General features: G+C 36.0%; 19 protein-coding genes and 3 pseudogenes. All 22 read left to right on the top strand.

Annotation, left to right across the window (positions count from 1 at the left end; genetic code table 11):
• Positions 1-7 precede the first annotated feature (7 nt).
• The 22 genes and pseudogenes from M1F56_RS02900 to M1F56_RS02795 all read left to right on the top strand — a co-directional run bounded on the left by M1F56_RS02900 (position 8) and on the right by M1F56_RS02795 (position 16,630).
• Positions 8-982, top strand: coding sequence for a nucleoid-associated protein (locus tag M1F56_RS02900; RefSeq protein ID WP_247916812.1), 975 nt, complete (start codon positions 8-10; stop codon positions 980-982).
• The gene (locus M1F56_RS02895) at positions 982-1,584 is read left to right on the top strand and encodes a lysozyme family protein (RefSeq protein ID WP_247916811.1); all 603 of its coding nucleotides are present in this window, start codon (positions 982-984) and stop codon (positions 1,582-1,584) included. Before M1F56_RS02900 ends, M1F56_RS02895 begins: the two co-directional genes overlap by 1 nt.
• Before the next feature lie 86 nt (positions 1,585-1,670).
• Positions 1,671-2,645, top strand: coding sequence for a DUF1002 domain-containing protein (locus M1F56_RS02890; RefSeq protein WP_247916810.1), 975 nt, complete (start codon positions 1,671-1,673; stop codon positions 2,643-2,645).
• 73 nt (positions 2,646-2,718) lie between these two features.
• Complete coding sequence (gene rlmD / locus M1F56_RS02885; protein ID WP_247916809.1) at positions 2,719-4,077, top strand: 23S rRNA (uracil(1939)-C(5))-methyltransferase RlmD; 1,359 nt, start codon at positions 2,719-2,721, stop codon at positions 4,075-4,077.
• 347 nt (positions 4,078-4,424) lie between these two features.
• A complete protein-coding gene (locus M1F56_RS02880) occupies positions 4,425-6,128 on the top strand; it encodes a hypothetical protein (RefSeq protein WP_247916808.1) in 1,704 nt (567 codons plus the stop codon).
• Between the two features lie 132 nt (positions 6,129-6,260).
• Entirely contained in the window at positions 6,261-6,731 is a 471-nt protein-coding gene (locus M1F56_RS02875) for a hypothetical protein (protein ID WP_247916807.1), read from the top strand.
• Between the two features lie 157 nt (positions 6,732-6,888).
• Positions 6,889-7,017 (top strand): annotated as a pseudogene (locus M1F56_RS02870) (ADP-ribosylglycohydrolase family protein); the annotation flags it as partial.
• 218 nt (positions 7,018-7,235) lie between these two features.
• Positions 7,236-7,616 (top strand): GntR family transcriptional regulator, encoded by a 381-nt coding sequence (locus M1F56_RS02865; RefSeq protein WP_247916806.1) that lies wholly within the window; start codon positions 7,236-7,238, stop codon positions 7,614-7,616.
• Positions 7,609-8,457, top strand: coding sequence for an ABC transporter ATP-binding protein (locus M1F56_RS02860; RefSeq protein WP_247916805.1), 849 nt, complete (start codon positions 7,609-7,611; stop codon positions 8,455-8,457). Before M1F56_RS02865 ends, M1F56_RS02860 begins: the two co-directional genes overlap by 8 nt.
• Complete coding sequence (locus tag M1F56_RS02855; protein ID WP_247916804.1) at positions 8,457-9,086, top strand: ABC-2 transporter permease; 630 nt, start codon at positions 8,457-8,459, stop codon at positions 9,084-9,086. The genes M1F56_RS02860 and M1F56_RS02855 overlap by 1 nt, the downstream gene beginning before the upstream one ends.
• 45 nt (positions 9,087-9,131) lie before the next feature.
• Positions 9,132-9,260, top strand: a complete 129-nt coding sequence (locus tag M1F56_RS02850; RefSeq protein WP_000900064.1) for a hypothetical protein — start codon at positions 9,132-9,134, stop codon at positions 9,258-9,260.
• A gap of 104 nt (positions 9,261-9,364) precedes the next feature.
• Positions 9,365-9,982, top strand: a complete 618-nt coding sequence (locus M1F56_RS02845) for an SAP domain-containing protein (protein ID WP_247916803.1) — start codon at positions 9,365-9,367, stop codon at positions 9,980-9,982.
• 40 nt (positions 9,983-10,022) lie between these two features.
• Complete coding sequence (locus tag M1F56_RS02840) at positions 10,023-10,877, top strand: ADP-ribosylglycohydrolase family protein (protein ID WP_247916802.1); 855 nt, start codon at positions 10,023-10,025, stop codon at positions 10,875-10,877.
• Between the two features lie 46 nt (positions 10,878-10,923).
• A pseudogene (locus tag M1F56_RS02835) lies at positions 10,924-11,489 on the top strand (hypothetical protein).
• 105 nt (positions 11,490-11,594) lie between these two features.
• On the top strand, positions 11,595-11,837 hold the full coding sequence (locus M1F56_RS02830; protein ID WP_247916801.1) for a phosphohydrolase: 243 nt from the start codon (positions 11,595-11,597) through the stop codon (positions 11,835-11,837).
• Between the two features lie 263 nt (positions 11,838-12,100).
• Positions 12,101-12,487: a hypothetical protein gene (locus tag M1F56_RS02825; protein WP_247916800.1), complete on the top strand. Its 387-nt coding sequence runs from the start codon at positions 12,101-12,103 to the stop codon at positions 12,485-12,487.
• Between the two features lie 45 nt (positions 12,488-12,532).
• Positions 12,533-13,414: a diacylglycerol/lipid kinase family protein gene (locus M1F56_RS02820; protein ID WP_247916799.1), complete on the top strand. Its 882-nt coding sequence runs from the start codon at positions 12,533-12,535 to the stop codon at positions 13,412-13,414.
• A 39-nt stretch (positions 13,415-13,453) separates the two neighbouring features.
• A complete protein-coding gene (locus M1F56_RS02815) occupies positions 13,454-13,975 on the top strand; it encodes an RDD family protein (protein ID WP_009730133.1) in 522 nt (173 codons plus the stop codon).
• A gap of 176 nt (positions 13,976-14,151) precedes the next feature.
• Positions 14,152-15,014: pseudogene (locus M1F56_RS02810) on the top strand (DUF4300 family protein).
• 93 nt (positions 15,015-15,107) lie between these two features.
• Complete coding sequence (locus M1F56_RS02805) at positions 15,108-15,260, top strand: hypothetical protein (RefSeq protein ID WP_247916798.1); 153 nt, start codon at positions 15,108-15,110, stop codon at positions 15,258-15,260.
• A gap of 206 nt (positions 15,261-15,466) precedes the next feature.
• Positions 15,467-15,778 carry a hypothetical protein gene (locus M1F56_RS02800; protein ID WP_247916797.1) on the top strand — a complete coding sequence of 104 codons (312 nt, stop codon included), beginning with the start codon at positions 15,467-15,469 and terminating at the stop codon, positions 15,776-15,778.
• 48 nt (positions 15,779-15,826) lie between these two features.
• Positions 15,827-16,630 (top strand): hypothetical protein, encoded by an 804-nt coding sequence (locus M1F56_RS02795; RefSeq protein WP_247916796.1) that lies wholly within the window; start codon positions 15,827-15,829, stop codon positions 16,628-16,630.
• Position 16,631 lies beyond the last annotated feature (1 nt).

Below are 16,631 nucleotides of genomic sequence, written 5' to 3'. Positions count from 1 at the left end.
TACTTTTATGGACATTTATATTAAGAAAGCTATTATCCATCAGTTCAGCCCAGATGATACCGAGTTGTTCCTAGCGGATAAGTTTCTCAATATCACTCCAAAAATCGAAGAATACCTGCGCAAAAAAATTGAACGTGTGTATTCAGATGAGGCCAAGACGGGGATTTTCGAAGAAGAAAATCCCTTCTTCAATCACATCACAGATGATTTGTTGGAGACGTCAGTAACACTGGCTAATCTTTGGAAAGAGGAGTTCAGTATTTCTGAAAACCTCAAGACCAATGACTTGGTTTTTGTTCAGTTTTCTAAAGAAGGCGTTGAACATTTTGCTTTCTTGCGAATTGCTCTACGTGAGACCTTGACCCACCTCGGTGGAGAAGTTGATAATCCAATCAAGCTAACTCAGAATAACTTACCTGGATTTGGAACGGGAGCTGATGAGGCTTTGGTCGTCAATCTTCAAAGTCGCAAGTACCATTTGATCGAGAAACGAATCAAGTACAATGGGACTTTTTTGAACTACTTTTCCGAAAATCTCCTAGCTGTTGCCCCTAAGATTTCTCCCAAGAAATCCATCAAGGAACTGGAAAAAACAGCCCAGAGAATTGCAGAGTCCTTTAACACAGATGATTTTCAGTTTCAATCCAAGGTCAAATCAGCGATTTTCAATAATTTAGAAGAAAGCAATGAATTGTCTCCTGAAAAATTGGCGAATGACCTTTTTGATAACAATCTAACAGCTCGTTTGAGCTTTATCGACCAAGTCAAGAAAGCCGTACCCGAACCAGTCCAGTTTGATGAAATTGATGCCAGTCGTCAGCTCAAGAAATTTGAAAACCAAAAACTTTCCTTGTCAAACGGAATTGAACTCATCGTTCCTAATAATGTATACCAAGACGCAGAATCTGTTGAGTTTATCCAAAATGACAATGGAACCTATTCTATCTTAATCAAAAATATTGAGGATATTCAAAGTAAATAATGTTTAAATTTATAAGAAGAATGCTAGTGCTAGCAGTCCTCCTTTTTGCTGGATACAAAGCCTATCACATTCGTCAGGATGTAAAGCAAGTCATGACCTATCAACCTATGGTTCGAGAAATCTTGAGTGAAAAAGATACTCCAGCCAATGAAGAGCTTGTGCTCGCCATGATTTATACCGAAACGAAGGGAAAAGAAGGGGATGTTATGCAGTCTAGTGAGTCTGCAAGTGGCGCTACCAATACCATCAATGACGATGCCTCTAGTATTCGCCAAGGGATACAGACACTAACAGATAACCTCTATTTGGCACAGAGCAAAGGAGTAGATGTCTGGACCGCCGTTCAAGCCTATAATTTTGGCCCTGCCTATATCGACTTTATCGCTCAGAATGGCAAGGAAAATACTCTGGCACTAGCCAAGCGTTACTCCCGAGAAACGGTCGCTCCTATCCTTGGCAATACTACTGGGAAGACCTACACCTATATCAATCCTATTTCTATCTTTCACGGAGCCGAACTCTATGAAAATGGTGGAAATTATTACTACTCAAGACAGGTTCGCTTTAATCTCTATATCATGAAATTTTTTAATTTCTTTTAAACATCTGGTTTGACCAGGTGTTTTTCACTATAAGCTTTCTTTAAGATTGTTTTATTACCCTAGAAAGGTAAAGGAGGGAATATCCCATGAGAAAGAAATTCTTTCTAACAAGTGCTGCAGTATTGTGGGCCGCAACAGCTATGACGAGTGTCCACGCAGCAACCGATGTTCAAAAAGTAATCGATGAAACCTATGTACAACCTGAATATGTCCTAGGTTCTTCTCTATCTGAAGACCAGAAAAATCAAACTCTTAGCAAACTTGGCTATGATGCATCAAAAGACACCAAAGATATCAAAACTATGACACCTGATATCTATTCGAAAATTATGAATGTGGCTAACGATGCAAGTCTACAACTCTATTCGTCGGCCAAGATTCAAAAGCTGGGTGACAAATCACCTCTAGAGGTCAAGATTGAAACGCCTGAAAATATCACCAAGGTGACGCAGGATATGTACCGTAATGCAGCAGTGACCCTGGGAGTTGAGCATGCCAAAATCACAGTTGCAGCTCCTATTCCAGTTACAGGAGAAAGCGCCCTAGCAGGGATTTACTACTCGTTAGAGGCTAATGGTGCTAAAGTACCACAAGCCAATAAAGACTTGGCTCAAGAGGAGCTAAAAGCCTTATCCGATATCAATGCTGAAAACAAGGACAAATCAGGTTATGATGCCAATAAGCTCAATGCGGCTATGACAGATATCAAGGCAGGAATCGCAAAGGCAAAAGAAGCCAAAGGAAGTCTGACAGAAGAAGATGTCCGCAAAATCGTTGAAGATACGCTAAAAAACTACAAACTTGATCAGGTTATAACAGGAAACCAGGTCAATATCATCATCAATTTTGCCCTCAACCTCTCAAAGAGTGACATTTTGTACAATGCTGATTTCACTAAAACCCTCAATGACCTCAAGGAAAGCATTGTTTCCCAAGCTGGAGATAGCTTTAAAAATATCAACCTCAACTTTGATGCCAATAAAGCGCTAGAAGAGGGGGGCAACTTTTTTAGCTCCCTTTGGCAAGCCATTGTCAACTTTTTCAAGAGTTTTGGTGCTTAGGTCATTTCATGATATAATAGATGGTAACAGAAATGTTGCCGTCTTTTTTGTCGGCCGATAGAAAGTGAAGAGTATGTTAAAGAAAAATGATATTGTAGAAGTTGAAATTGTTGATTTGACCCATGAAGGTGCTGGTGTTGCCAAGGTAGAAGGTTTGGTTTTCTTTGTAGATAATGCTCTACCAACTGAGAAAATCCTCATGCGTGTCCTTAAGGTCAATAAAAAGATTGGCTATGGAAAAGTTGAAGAATACCTTACTTACTCTTCACATCGTAACCAAGACCTTGACCTAGCTTATCTACGATCAGGTATCGCTGATTTGGGGCATCTTGCCTATCCAGAGCAGCTCAAGTTTAAAACCAAGCAAGTCAAAGATAGTCTCTATAAGATTGCTGGTATTACCGATGTAGATGTTGCTGAAACGCTCGGTATGGAAAATCCTGTCAAGTACCGAAATAAGGCTCAGGTGCCCGTTCGTCGAGTGAATGGTATCTTGGAAACGGGCTTTTTCCGTAAGAATTCGCATGATCTCATGCCACTCAAAGATTTCTTTATCCAAGATCCGGCGATTGATGAGGTAGTAGTAGCCCTACGTGACTTACTCCGTCGTTATGATTTGAAACCCTATGATGAGAAGGAACAGTCTGGCTTGATTCGTAACCTCGTTGTGCGTCGTGGGCACTATTCAGGACAAATCATGGTTATTTTGGTGACCACTCGTCCGAAAGTTTTTCGTGTTGACCAATTGATTGAACAACTAATCAAGCAGTTCCCAGAGATTGTCTCTGTCATGCAAAATATCAACGACCAGAATACCAATGCGATTTTTGGTAAGGAGTGGCGCACCCTTTATGGACAAGACTATATTACCGACCAGATGTTGGGAAATGACTTCCAAATCGCTGGCCCAGCCTTTTACCAGGTCAATACTGAAATGGCGGAGAAACTCTATCAAACAGCCATTGACTTTTCAGAGTTAAAAGCAGATGATGTGGTGATCGATGCTTATTCTGGTATTGGAACCATTGGATTATCTGTTGCCAAGCATGTTAAAGAAGTCTATGGAGTTGAGGTCATCCTAGAAGCAGTTGAGAATAGCCAGAAGAATGCTGCATTAAACAATATTACAAATGCCCACTATGTCTGTGACACAGCTGAAAATGCCATGAAGAAATGGCTCATGGAAGGTATTCAACCAACCGTTATCTTGGTCGACCCACCACGCAAGGGCTTGACCGAGAGCTTTATCAAAGCAAGCGCTCAAACAGGAGCAGACCGCATTGCCTATATTTCCTGCAATGTCGCAACCATGGCGCGTGATACCAAACTCTACCAAGAATTGGGTTATGAATTGAAGAAAGTCCAGCCGGTGGACTTATTCCCACAGACGCATCACGTCGAGTGTGTGAGTTTGTTAGTGAAACGCAGTTAAACCTAAAAAGGTTCCCCGAACCTTTTTAGTTCCACAAACGCATCATGTTGAGGCGGTATCACTGCTTGTACGAGCTGAGGCATCAGCGAAGTAGAAGTAGATGCTCCCGCCCATGGGATAGTACTCGTAGAATGAGGAGGGAAACCGACGAAATGATATGGTAAGTCCGAACCGCTGAGTGCGTAACTTTGCTGGTAAAAGCGTAAAAAACCTTGTAACGAAAGGGGTTAAGAAAACCCTTGAGGGTAAGAATTTTTTTGTGTCTGAAAAGTCTATGACTTGGATTTCTTGGTCACCTTATTTACAATTACCTAAATTCTATAGTTAATAAAAATTGAGAGGTTTGTATGTGGACTGAACGTAAACAGTATTTAAACCAATTTATCGAAATTTCAGACTATTTGGAAAAGCACGATTTCTTTCACGATTTTTTAATAGGGTCATTCTCTTATGATGGTCAGCAAAAATCCATTTTGTTAACCATTGAGGAAGATTTTACTTCAACTGATAATACCAATTCGCCTGCCCTTGTTTGGAGTTTAAATTGTGAGGGAGTGCATGATTTCTTAATGAAAGATATGGATGGACTGTCGAAGTGGTGGATTTCTGAAATACTAATGGATGACGACAATATTCAGTTTCAACTCGTCAACGGTTATTTTTCATTTAAAATGGAGTCTGCATCGTTAGGCATTCCTCAGGAAATAAATCAAATTTCTGCCCCTAAAGTTTCTACTTTACATATTGACTACCTTATCCAAGAGTTTAAAGCGGGTATGAATGTTGATGAAACTTCATTTACTTTTGAGAAGGATAATCAAAATCTTTTACACTATATTGGTTATTCTGAAGATGAGAAAGAATCATACTGGGCTGGTCTATGTGACTTACCTGATGGTAGAAGATTTCAGACTGCTGATGAACTTTTTGAAGCAAAGATTTATGATGGTAAATCGCTAAAAGAGAGGTGGGATGAAGTTACTATTTATAGTATCAATTCTTTGCCACTTGATGATTGGTTGAGTTGTTTGCCACATTCCGTTGAGACAACTGTTTATGAAGCAGAGGATGATTATGCTCTGTATGTCAACGGTGTAAAATTAGATGGTTTTATAGATGATGATTTAGTATGTTCAAATTGTCACGAAAATCAATGTTATTTGGATGACTATGATGAGTATTTTTGCCCCTATTGTAATATATGGATGCATGAAGATTTTTGGGATAGAGACGAAATACACTATTTTAAAAAAAGACCCCTAGAACCAGAGTTGTTATGGAAACCAAGTAAAGAATTGAATTTTTGTAATGTTCGATTCTTTCCAAATGACAAAGAATATGTGTATTATTGTCCTGATGAGTCAATAGGGAAATATGATTGGATAGAAGTTCCTGTTGGGAAAAAATCTCATCTAAAAGAAGCACAAGTCACTGAAGTTTTCAAAAGGCAAGCGAATAAACCGCCATTTCCTCTTGAAAAAATAAAAAAAGTAGAACGAAAATTATCTACTATAAACGAAAAGATAATAGAAACCAACAACGGTTTAATAAGTGAAGGAGTTATCTGCGATTTATCAGAAGCTAAAGATGTGATAAATTCTAAGCCAGCTTATGATATTCTAAAAACACCAATCGGAAACTTTTGGTTAGAACTTAATGGGTCCCCCATAAAAATTTCAATTGGTGCACATTATCCCAATAATGATGACGAATACTATGTGGAAGCTTCCTATTACATAAAACCTCTTAATCCTGATTTTGAAAAGTTTAAATCGTTGACAATCTGCACAAATATTGATTTAAGAAGTGCTAGATTAATTGATAATTTAGGTGGTGAACATAAAGAGGGTTATAATTGGCAAGTAGATAATATTGATCTAGGTATTGTGGCTCATCCATATTCTTATCTAGAACAGGAAGTCTCTGAAACACCCGTTGGAGTTCCATATTATGCAGAATGGATTGAAAAATATAAAGAACTATATGGATTTACAGTTGCTTGGAAGTATTTTGTTTCTGATGACGATTTGTCAGTTTGGTTTAATACATAAAATTTTCATATAATTTAAATAGATAAATTAGGAGTTATTTAGTATTATATCTACAAGTAAAATTTATTACACTAAAAGTTGATTGACGACTTTTAAACAATTTTTCCTAGCATAGCTAGGGGTGGGAGAAAGATGATTTGGACTAAAGAATATTTTTCTAAAATTGAATTTATTATCCATTGTAGTTGTGAAATTTTTGGTTATTTTGAGTGCAATCTGATGAACTCTGAATTGTCCTACCAAGAGTGTGGGAATACTGGAATGATCGTTTTTGAACATAGTCAGAAACTATCAGAAAAAGCCTTATCGAAACTCATGAAATATACGCTACTTATTGATTTTGAGAAATATAGAAAGGGAAACAATTTAAATAAGAATGATAAAGTTATTGGTTATAGAGATGCATTTTCGATAACTTTCAAGGGCTATAGTCAAGATGGACAAGCTTTATTGATATATAATATGGACTATGTTTACAAGGATTGGTACAATAGACCTGTTGATAGCTTATACAGTTTTATAAGTGATACCTATTTTTCAGATTTTCAAAATAATAGATATTTTATTGCTCAAGGGCTGATGGTTGGTGTACTTCCGTTTTAGGTATAATAGGAAGATGTAGTACACAGTGGAATCAAAAAAGTTATTTAATTATAATTTGATTAGATGAATAGCTATAAATTATACAAAATTCGTTAATAGACAATTTTAAAACTATTGTTGATGGTCAAATTCCCGATATCTTACAAGGAGGAAACGTATGTTAGGAGCAATAGTTGGTGACATTGTAGGTTCAGTTTACGAATGAAACAATATCAAAACGAAGTATTTTCCTTTATTTCGTGAGGATTGTTTTTTCACGGATGATACGGTCATGACCTGCGCTGTTGATGGTAAAAACGTATAAACCTGTGAACGAAAGTGATTAAGAAAAGCCTTGATTGTAAGGCTTTTTGTTATATTAAAAATTCAAATTGAAAAGTAATCAATTTAAACAATAATATGGTCTAATACAGATTGTTAAATATTGAACTTATATAACTGTTGTGGTATAATATAGACAGATAAAACAGAGATAACAGTTGGATAGTTAGGAGGATATGGAGGGTGAATATACAGATTGATAATTCAAGTGATAATCCGATTTATTTACAGATTAAAAATCAAATAAAAGCTCAGATTATTTTGGGAGAATTAAAGGTTGGCGACCAATTACCATCAATCAGATTTTTAGCTAAAGAACTTCGAGTGAGTATGATAACTGCTAAAAGAGCTTTTGATGAGCTAGAACTTGATGGTTTCATTAATTCAGTTCAAGGTAAAGGTAATTTTGTTGCAGCTCAAAATAAAGAGCTTATTCGAGAAGAATATTTGAAACGAATCGAATCAAAGATGCAAGATATTCTTGAGCTTTCAGCGATTGCAGGTGTTACCAATGATGAGCTGGTAGAGATGTTTAGTAGTTATATGGAGGGAAAATATGAGTGATTATGCTATCGAAATCAAAAACTTGGTTAAAAAGTTTGATGACTTTACATTAGGACCAATAGATTTTTCTATTCCTAAAGGGACTATCATCGGATACATTGGTCAAAACGGTGCAGGTAAAAGTACAACCATAAAATTATTGTTAGGGTTACTTAAGAAAGATTCAGGAGAAATTAAAATTTTAGGTTATGATAATCCTAATAGTCTTGAATTGAAAGATAAAATCGGAGTAGTGTTTGATGATTTATTAGTGCCGGAAGAAATGACACTTGTTGATTTGGAAAAATTTTGTTCGAGGGTATATTCAAAATGGGACAGAGAATTTTTCTATCAATTAAAAAAGAAATTTAATCTATCTGAAAAACAAACTATTAAAAGTTATTCTCGTGGAATGAGAATGAAATTATCGATGGCAGTAGCTTTATCTCATAATGCAGAAATTCTTATATTGGATGAAGCTACGAGTGGCTTGGATCCGATTGTAAGGGAGGAAATTTTAGATTTTCTTCTTGACTTTATGCAAAATGAAAATCATACAATTTTAATTTCGTCACATATCCTATCAGATTTAGAGAAGGTGGCAGATTATATTGCTTTTATCAATGATGGTAAAGTTCTTTTTGTTGAACCAAAGGATGAACTCAAAGAAAACTATGGTATTTGCACTTTATCTAATGAAGAAGTTGAAAATCTTGACGAGGAAGCCATAATTGGAAGAAGGATACACTCATTCGGACAAGAGTTGCTTGTTAAAAGAAATCTTGTTCCAGATGGAATCAGATTACAAAAGCCGTCTATCGAAGATATTATGATATATTTTGTGAAAGGAGGTAAAAGATAATGACTGCATTGATATTAAAAGATATAGCTACTTTAAAGAAAACACTACTATTAACAATTGCTCTCTGTATTGCCCTCATTGTGTATGGTGTGTATGAAAATGAAATTTTTATGATACCGCTTATTTGTACAATGATACCGTTAATTTTAACTGCAGTCGCTTTTGGTTATGATACGAAATCGAAATTTGAACAATTTGCCTTTTCAATGCCGATTAAAAAGAGTAGCTTTGTATTAAGTAAATTGTTTTTTGCGTTTGTTTTTGGATTAGTAGGTTCAGTTTGTTTATTTGTTCAATTGGTAATAAAAAAAGAGATGTTAATAGACAGCATCATATTTATCTCACTAATTACATTAGTTGCAAGTATTTTGATATCAGCTATTCAACTTCCGTTTATCCTTAAGTACGGTGCTGAAAAAGGTAGGCTAATCATGGTTATAACATACTTTACAGTATTTGCTCTGTCTAGTTTTTTTAAAGCAAAATCAGATTTACTGACTAATGTTGTAGAGTTTTTCTTAAAGAATTCGAGATTAATGATTTTAATTGGAATGGTTTTTGTCAGTATTATTACCATAGGAGTTGCTATAAAAATATCTATTTTAATTATGGAGAAAAAAGAATACTAGAGAAGCTGAGAGTAGATTATAAAAACTTAGAAGGTGGCAAATCTTATGCTAGGAGCAATAGTTGGAGACATTGTAGATTCAGTTTACGAATGGAACAATATCAAAACGAAGGATTTTCCTTTATTTCGTGAGGATTGTTTTTTCACGGATGATACGGTAAGTCCGAACCACTGAGTGTGTGAGTCTGTTAGTGAAACATTGCTAATCCTCAGAATAAAGAAACTAAAACTCCATTATTTAGAAATGAAAATCTAAACTGTTTTTAAGGAGGTATTATATTGATAGAGAGCAGACCTGAGTTTGAAAAAATCACATCCTTTGATGAGTTTAATAAATACTATTGGTATCGTGATGAACTTTCACAGATATGCAAGTCATTAGGGCTTGAATATAGAGGTACAAAACAAGAACTCAATCATATTATTGAGCAGTACTTCAAGGGGAATTTGATTAAAAAATCATCAATAAAAAGGAAAAAGAAACAAGTAGAAGTCGTTACCTTAAATACGCCCTTACTTGAGTGCGGATTCTCCTTTAATGCACACTTTAGAGAATATTTCTCAACTTTAACAGATGTTTCACCCTTTAAGTTTACTGCCGATATGGCGACTGCTTGGAGAAAAGTAAAAAGAGAAAATGATTTGAGTTTTACAATCCAAGATATGCTAAAAGTTTATTATGGAAATTCAGATTATGCCAAGTATGATCATTCGGTTTGTCAATGGAACCAATTTTTAAAAGATTTCTGTGCAGACGAAAATAGTCACAATTACTCGAATAAACTAAAAGTAGCTTCTATTCTCTGGAAAGAAGTTAGAAATTCAAGTAATGAAAAAATTTATTCAAAAAATCTTTTGACTGAATATGCTGATAGAATAAACGAGTATAGGAAGTAGAAAAATCAGTCTAAACCAATAGTTTACAAGGAGGAATCTTATGCTAGGAGCAATTATTGGAGATATTGTAGGTTCAGTTTACGAATGGAACAATATCAAAACGAAGGATTTTCCTTTATTTCGTGAGGATTGTTTTTTCACAGATGATACTGTCATGACCTGCGCTGTTGCTGAGGCTATTATGAATGGTGGTCACCAGGATGACTTTATTGATGCTATGAAGAAATACGGCAAGTTGTATCCCGATGCGGGCTACGGTGCTCGGTTTAGTAGTTGGATCAATAGTGACAATCGTGAGCCTTATAATAGCTTTGGAAATGGATCTGCTATGCGTGTTTCTCCATGTGCTTGGGTCATGGACTGCGGTTTTTGTGCGAGAACTGGTATGACGCCATCAACTAGAGAGCTTGCACGACTTTCTGCAGAAGTCACCCATAATCATCCTGAAGGTATCAAGGGAGCCATGGCGACAACTGATGCGATCTTTCTGTGTCGTTATTACTTTGGAGGTTATTGTGGGGATTATGAGCAACCAATCAACGGCAATCCTACAGAGTGTAAAAGACGAATAAAGGAATACATCGAGAAAGGGTATGGGTATAACCTTTCTCAATCTCTAGATGACATCCGTCCTACGTATCGTTTCAATGAAACCAGTCAGGATACAGTACCTCAGGCCATCATTGCATTTCTTGAAAGTACAGATTTTGAAGATGCGATTCGAAATGCGATTTCTCTTGGTGGGGACAGCGACACTCTTGCAGCAATCACAGGAAGTATCGCCGAGGCAGCTTATGGAATTCCTGAGTGGATTAAGGACAAGGCCTATAGCTATCTCGCTGAACCTTTGAAAGAGTTGCTTAGACGATGGGAAGAAACGGTTGTAATAAAATAATAGATAGGCGTTATGCGGACCAATACTGAATGACGGAGGGTTATCGATGGTTATATTGGAATTGTATCAAGGTGATTATCAAAAGGATTTAGTCGCGTTTGATTTTTTAGAAGAGGGAAGAGCCTTTGTAGCGCAAATCCCGGGATATACTTTAGAAAACGAAGATGGGTTTGAAGCGGAGTATGTGAAACCCAAACAATTGCCGGATTATATGGAAATTGTCTTTAACGGAAATATTGTCCCTTTATCTAGGTTTTCGTTTAATTCTGAGGAAAATGTGGACATTATTTGGAAAGAGGTTTCGAATCTATCCTTTAAAAACGATAAAGTGATCGAAGGGCTACAAAAGTAGACGCGTATGTCGTTAACAACGATGAAGTGAAAGCTTATGTCGAATCCAGAGAAGCAAACTTCCGCAAGGCAAAGGCTTTCTTAGAAAGCAAAGGGTACGAAGTCGACAGAAGCTTTTTCGGAAGTGAAGACGGCGAAGCGATTCTCTACGGAAAACGAGGCGCCGAAGATTGGCACTTCCTATGTCACTTAGACCCGTTGTTTGTAGAGATTGAAGATGTCGAAGGATATGTGAAAGAAGCGATGGAAGATATTCAATAGTCAACCAAAGTTTTTTGTGAGTGTATGCTACTGCTTTAGTAGACGGATTGAGCAGTAAAGAGAAACATCTAGCACTATCTAGCTTCTTAAGGAGAAATATCTATCATGAAAATGGAAATCGGGAAAACCTATCTTGTAATAAAAGATAATTTTGGTTTAAAAAAAGATGAACTTTGGACCTTAGTTGACAAGGGTTATCAGGCTTATTTTGGTGAACATAATTTCGTATTTGTCAATGATGATAAAGTGAAGGTATTTGCAGTTTTGAAAGATGGTTCAGAAGAAGATATGCAAATCTACCATCATCTGGATGACTATTTTGAAGAAGTTAATCGTGAAAATTTCTAAAGAATGTGAGAAGAAAGTTGTATCTGTGAGTTTTAAATTTTGTTTAGCCCCAATCTATCACTACCAAGTACAGGGAATTAATTTTGGGATAGACGTCCTTACAGAGGTTTTTCCGATTATCAAAAAGATCTAGACTGAGATAAAGGTAAGGGCCCGCTGGTTAGGTCTTTTTTTCTGTTTATGTAGTATAATAAAAGGTGTAGGGATTCAATTTTTTAATAAGATTATTCTAAGAACGAAAACCATCTAGAAAGAGAAAAAATATGAAGCAATCACTTGAATTTTTAAGAGAAAGAATCACCGATAAGATGCTCTTAGAGGAAATGGTAGCAATCTTTGAAGACTTGTGTCGTGAGCCTATTGAGGATGAGATGATTTTATTTGAAACAGGGACATTTACAGCTATATCTGATAAGCCAATGTTTCAACTATCTTTAGTAAGGCAAGCTCCAAATGAAGATGAAGAGTTTTATCAGGTTCACCTCGATATTTTCTATGAATCATGTCAAGAGAATGAAATATTTCATGAATCGATCTGGGATGAAGATTTAGAGGAAAATATCTTTGATTACATTAGAGCTTCAGAGGTGTTTGCCTATGCTAAAGAGCAGGAATACCAAGCGATCAAAATTTATATGGACCAAACTTGAGATGGTTAGTTAAAGTAAGAAAATCTAATGACAGGAGAACAATAAATGAAAAAAATTATGGTAATCATCAATCCAACATCTGGAGGTGAAAAAGCCTTGGATTATAAGGTGAAACTGGAGAATAAAGCTAGAGACTATTTTGAAGATGTGGAAATTAAAATTACGGAGAAAGCACAAGACGCCACAAACTTTGCAGAAGAAGCTTCTCAGGAGCACTATGATGCTGTTCTTGTTTTTGGTGGAGATGGAACCGTCAATGAAGTAATTTCCGGTATCGCTGAAAAAGACTATATTCCTAAACTGGCGATTATCCCAGGGGGAACTGGAAATCTCATTACGAAACTATTAGAAATCTCTCAGAATATTGATAGTGCTATTAACGAGCTTGATTTCAGTTCTACAAACAAGATTGATATTGGAAAATCAAATGGAAATTATTTTGGTTATATCTTTAGTATTGGCTCTTTGCCAGAAGCTATCCACAACGTTGGGATAGAAGATAAAACAAAGTTTGGTATGCTCGCCTATGCGATTAATACCATGAAGTCTGTGGTTACAGATCAAGCATTTAACATTACAGTTGAGACTGATAATGGTAATTACATTGGCCCAGCCAGTCATGTTTTAGTTCTCCTCACAAATTATTTCGCTGACAAAAAAATCTTTGATGAAGACAAGGATGGCTATGCCAATATTTTGATACTAAAAGATGCCTCAATCCTTACAAAATTGTCAGTTATCCCTGATTTATTAAAAGGGGATGTTGTCGTAAATGACAATATCGAGTATCTGAAAGCTCGACATATTAAAATTTCTTCAGATGTTGAGTTGGAAACGGATGTTGATGGTGACAAATCTGATGACCTACCAGTAGAAATCAAGGTGCTAGGTCAGCATATCGAGGTCTATTCTCAACCGAAAGAATAAAACTTTTGAAAAGAATAGTAGATAACAAAGGAGGAGATGATGAGGAAGATTTTAGCAATTAATTCTATTTCGTTTAAAAAAAGAATGATTGAATTACTATTTGATTATCTTTTCATTCTAGCTTATTTAGCACTTCTGTTTTTGGGTTCTATGCTTTTTTACACTATTTTTTTTAATGGTATTCCAGAGTTTACAGAAATTCAGTCGCAGTGTCTTGTATTTTTTACCTCTGTTTTGCCAATCATTCTACTTTTTACATTCTTAGATTATACAAAAAATGGGAGTTTCGGGAAGGCGAAAGCAGGACTTCAATTGGTTTACAAGAAAAAAACAGTGCAAGCTAGCTTGCTTAGAAACACCATTAAATTTTTTCCTTGGCAAATAGGTCATATGGGCACGATACATGGTTTCTATAGTGAGTTTGATTCCTTATCTATTATTCTCTCGTTTTTAGCTACTCTCCTCGCAGTTGCCCTACTTGTAATGATGGTTTTCAGGAAGGATAAGCGACATCTAGGTGACCTTATAGCACATACACAGGTACAGCTAAAAGGTGACTAAAATTAAAGATTTCATAGATATTTCACTTATTAGGGAGCGTGCTGTGTGCCAGCTTCCTTTTTAATGATTTAAAATCTACTTTATTCAGCAAAATGCTTGGACTTAAAATAAATTTGAACTATAATATAAGATAAGCTAATCGACCTGAAAAATCTTAGTAAATAAGGAAATATTTTATGAAAGTATCTAAAAAAATCAGATTAATGAGCTGCTGTGGTTTAGCTTTCTTTACTTTAGCTGCCTGTGGTACAAACCAAAACCAATCTACGGAAAAACAGAATAGTTCAACTACTAAGGTGGTTAAGGAACCTATAGCAACCTCAATAGCAAAGAAAGTTCAGAAGAAGTTCGAAAAGCCTTGGCTGCACATTTGGATAAAGATAGTGTCGATGCATTTTTCAACCTTGTCAATGATTACAACGCGACTGTCGGTTCAGTAGGCTTAACTGGAGATTTTTCTACATTTACCAAAACAGACTATGATGTTGAAAAGATAAGCAATCTTTGGGCTCCTAAAAAGGGTGATTTTGTCGGTACCAACTGTCGTATTAACAGTTATTGTTTATTAAAAAATTCTATCGAAATTCCTAAATTAGAGAAAGATGATTCTCTCTTGTTTGTCGATAATGATGCCATTGACAGAGGTAAGGTCTTTGATGCAGAAGACAAGGATGCTTTTGATATTTTATTCTCAAGAGTCAAGACCGAAGCAACGACAGATGTTAAGGTGCATGCTGCTAAGATGGAACAGTTCCTTTCTCAATTCAAGTTTAATGAAAATGCTCGAATGCTGTCTGTTGTAGTTCATGATGACTTGGATGGTCAATCTCTCTTTATCGGTCATGTCGGCATACTTGTGCCAAGCGAGGACGGTTATCTCTTTGTCGAAAAGTTAACCTTTGAGGAGCCTTATCAAGCTATCAAATTTGCAACCAAGGAAGATTGCTACAAATATCTAGATACAAAATACGAAAACTATACAGGTGAAGATCTAGCGAAGTCCTTTATTATGGATAATGATAAGTGGGTTCAACTCTAAAAATAGTATTTTGGGGATGATTTGCCTAAAGAGTGGGATAAGAAGTTACCAACCGAATGATAGTTAAATTGATATGATTAGAGGACAGCAAGCATGGATGAATATACATTAAGAGTTGTAAAAATTGATAAGGAAGCTATTTTTGAGTTTATCTACGAAACTTTTATATCGCAAGAGCAAGAACTACTGGATCTGTCGCCGGTGGATGTTATCAATGATTGTGCTATGGATTGGGAAAAGAGATAGTTTATCTTTGCAGCACATCTTCAGGAAAATAGTCTGGGAGAATTGAATCCTCTTCCCAAAGATATTGATATCCAAGAGTTGCTGAAAAAACTACCTGTTACAACAGATTCTGTTCTTGGGCAAGAGAGGATTTATAGAGATTTTTCATTCGACCAATTAAAAAAATAGTATAATAGAAGTAAATAAAATACTCATAAGGAGACACAATGGATATTAAAGATTTTACAGAAAAAGAACAAGAGATGATTAAAAAGGGACTCACTTTCTCTAAGCTTAACGATAAGGAAACTGCCGATAAGATTATCGCATTAATTCCTCAAGATATGATTAAACGGATTCCATTTTTTGTTAGAAAACATGCCATTACACGTACTGTTAAGAGAATCTCGCTTGAGTATCCAGAGTTGTATGCTATAGCTGAACAAGAAGGCCAACTTCCTGAAAAGGAAGCTCAAGAATTGCGACAAATTCTTACAGATATTTTCCAAGAGAAAATGAACAAGCATAAGATTAAATAAGTTTTGAGATTTATCAATAAGATGTTGATTGAGCATTAGGAGTTGAGTATGGCTATTGATGGCGTTAAAATCATTGACAGTGATCAAGGTTATGACATTTACAATGAGGTAGTTGGTCGCTATAGAGATGGTGAACATGTAGCAAATATCATCAAGGATATTCTCGATGCGGAAAAAGATTACTGTCAAACAGACTCTTTTACAGAAATTTATTGGACTACTCTTGCCTACTCGTTGTGGAAGATTGGTCACCTGACAGACGATATCAGAGATAAAACCTTAGAGCTTATCAAAAAAGGGACTGATCCATTTTGGTTGGAAATAGATCCAAAGGCTTTGAAGCAAAGGCAAAAGGTCTTGGAAAAACTTGCACTTCAGTTGCAAACTGAAAATCCTAGACCTCTAAAGGTTCCTAAAGCCAAAGCTAAACGCAAACCTTACTTTGAAGAAGGGGATCTCCTTGCTGTTAAGTTCCAAGATGAGTATGGTCTTGTCTTTGTATCTATGGTTGATCAGAGTCCTAGAAAGCTTGAGTACCATCTGGCTTGCACGCGCCTCTTACAGACAAAAAAGCCCACAATCGCTGATTTTTTGACCAGTCATATCTCCTGTAAGATGGACAATACAAAGTTTGCTCTGGTTACAGATTGCTGGTTCAATCACAAAGATTTAGGGCAATTATTAGAAAATATTGAAAAAATTGGACAGGTGAAACTTAGACCTTTTAGTCTTTGGATGCTAGCACCAGCCCAAAATTTAGAAGATATTTATGAAGAAATCACTAGAGATATGGGCTCTTCTGGCCTTCGCATCGAAACCTATAAACTTGTCGCTGATGTTTTTTCAGTTTAAT

Source organism: Streptococcus oralis, from assembly GCF_023109005.1.
Taxonomy (GTDB): Bacteria; Bacillota; Bacilli; order Lactobacillales; family Streptococcaceae; genus Streptococcus; species Streptococcus oralis_BU.
This window is presented reverse-complemented; position numbering and strand designations above follow the sequence as displayed.

Coding starts and splice junctions, on each gene's coding strand:
- M1F56_RS02795 (WP_247916796.1), top strand. CDS start 15,827: ATGGCTATTGATGGCGTTAAAATCATTGACAGTGATCAAGGTTATGAC.
- rlmD (WP_247916809.1), top strand. CDS start 2,719: ATGTTAAAGAAAAATGATATTGTAGAAGTTGAAATTGTTGATTTGACC.
- M1F56_RS02880 (WP_247916808.1), top strand. CDS start 4,425: ATGTGGACTGAACGTAAACAGTATTTAAACCAATTTATCGAAATTTCA.
- M1F56_RS02875 (WP_247916807.1), top strand. CDS start 6,261: ATGATTTGGACTAAAGAATATTTTTCTAAAATTGAATTTATTATCCAT.
- M1F56_RS02820 (WP_247916799.1), top strand. CDS start 12,533: ATGAAAAAAATTATGGTAATCATCAATCCAACATCTGGAGGTGAAAAA.
- M1F56_RS02825 (WP_247916800.1), top strand. CDS start 12,101: ATGAAGCAATCACTTGAATTTTTAAGAGAAAGAATCACCGATAAGATG.
- M1F56_RS02900 (WP_247916812.1), top strand. CDS start 8: ATGGACATTTATATTAAGAAAGCTATTATCCATCAGTTCAGCCCAGAT.
- M1F56_RS02850 (WP_000900064.1), top strand. CDS start 9,132: ATGCTAGGAGCAATAGTTGGAGACATTGTAGATTCAGTTTACGAATGG.
- M1F56_RS02895 (WP_247916811.1), top strand. CDS start 982: ATGTTTAAATTTATAAGAAGAATGCTAGTGCTAGCAGTCCTCCTTTTT.
- M1F56_RS02805 (WP_247916798.1), top strand. CDS start 15,108: ATGGATGAATATACATTAAGAGTTGTAAAAATTGATAAGGAAGCTATT.
- M1F56_RS02890 (WP_247916810.1), top strand. CDS start 1,671: ATGAGAAAGAAATTCTTTCTAACAAGTGCTGCAGTATTGTGGGCCGCA.
- M1F56_RS02800 (WP_247916797.1), top strand. CDS start 15,467: ATGGATATTAAAGATTTTACAGAAAAAGAACAAGAGATGATTAAAAAG.
- M1F56_RS02815 (WP_009730133.1), top strand. CDS start 13,454: ATGAGGAAGATTTTAGCAATTAATTCTATTTCGTTTAAAAAAAGAATG.
- M1F56_RS02855 (WP_247916804.1), top strand. CDS start 8,457: ATGACTGCATTGATATTAAAAGATATAGCTACTTTAAAGAAAACACTA.
- M1F56_RS02830 (WP_247916801.1), top strand. CDS start 11,595: ATGAAAATGGAAATCGGGAAAACCTATCTTGTAATAAAAGATAATTTT.
- M1F56_RS02860 (WP_247916805.1), top strand. CDS start 7,609: ATGAGTGATTATGCTATCGAAATCAAAAACTTGGTTAAAAAGTTTGAT.
- M1F56_RS02840 (WP_247916802.1), top strand. CDS start 10,023: ATGCTAGGAGCAATTATTGGAGATATTGTAGGTTCAGTTTACGAATGG.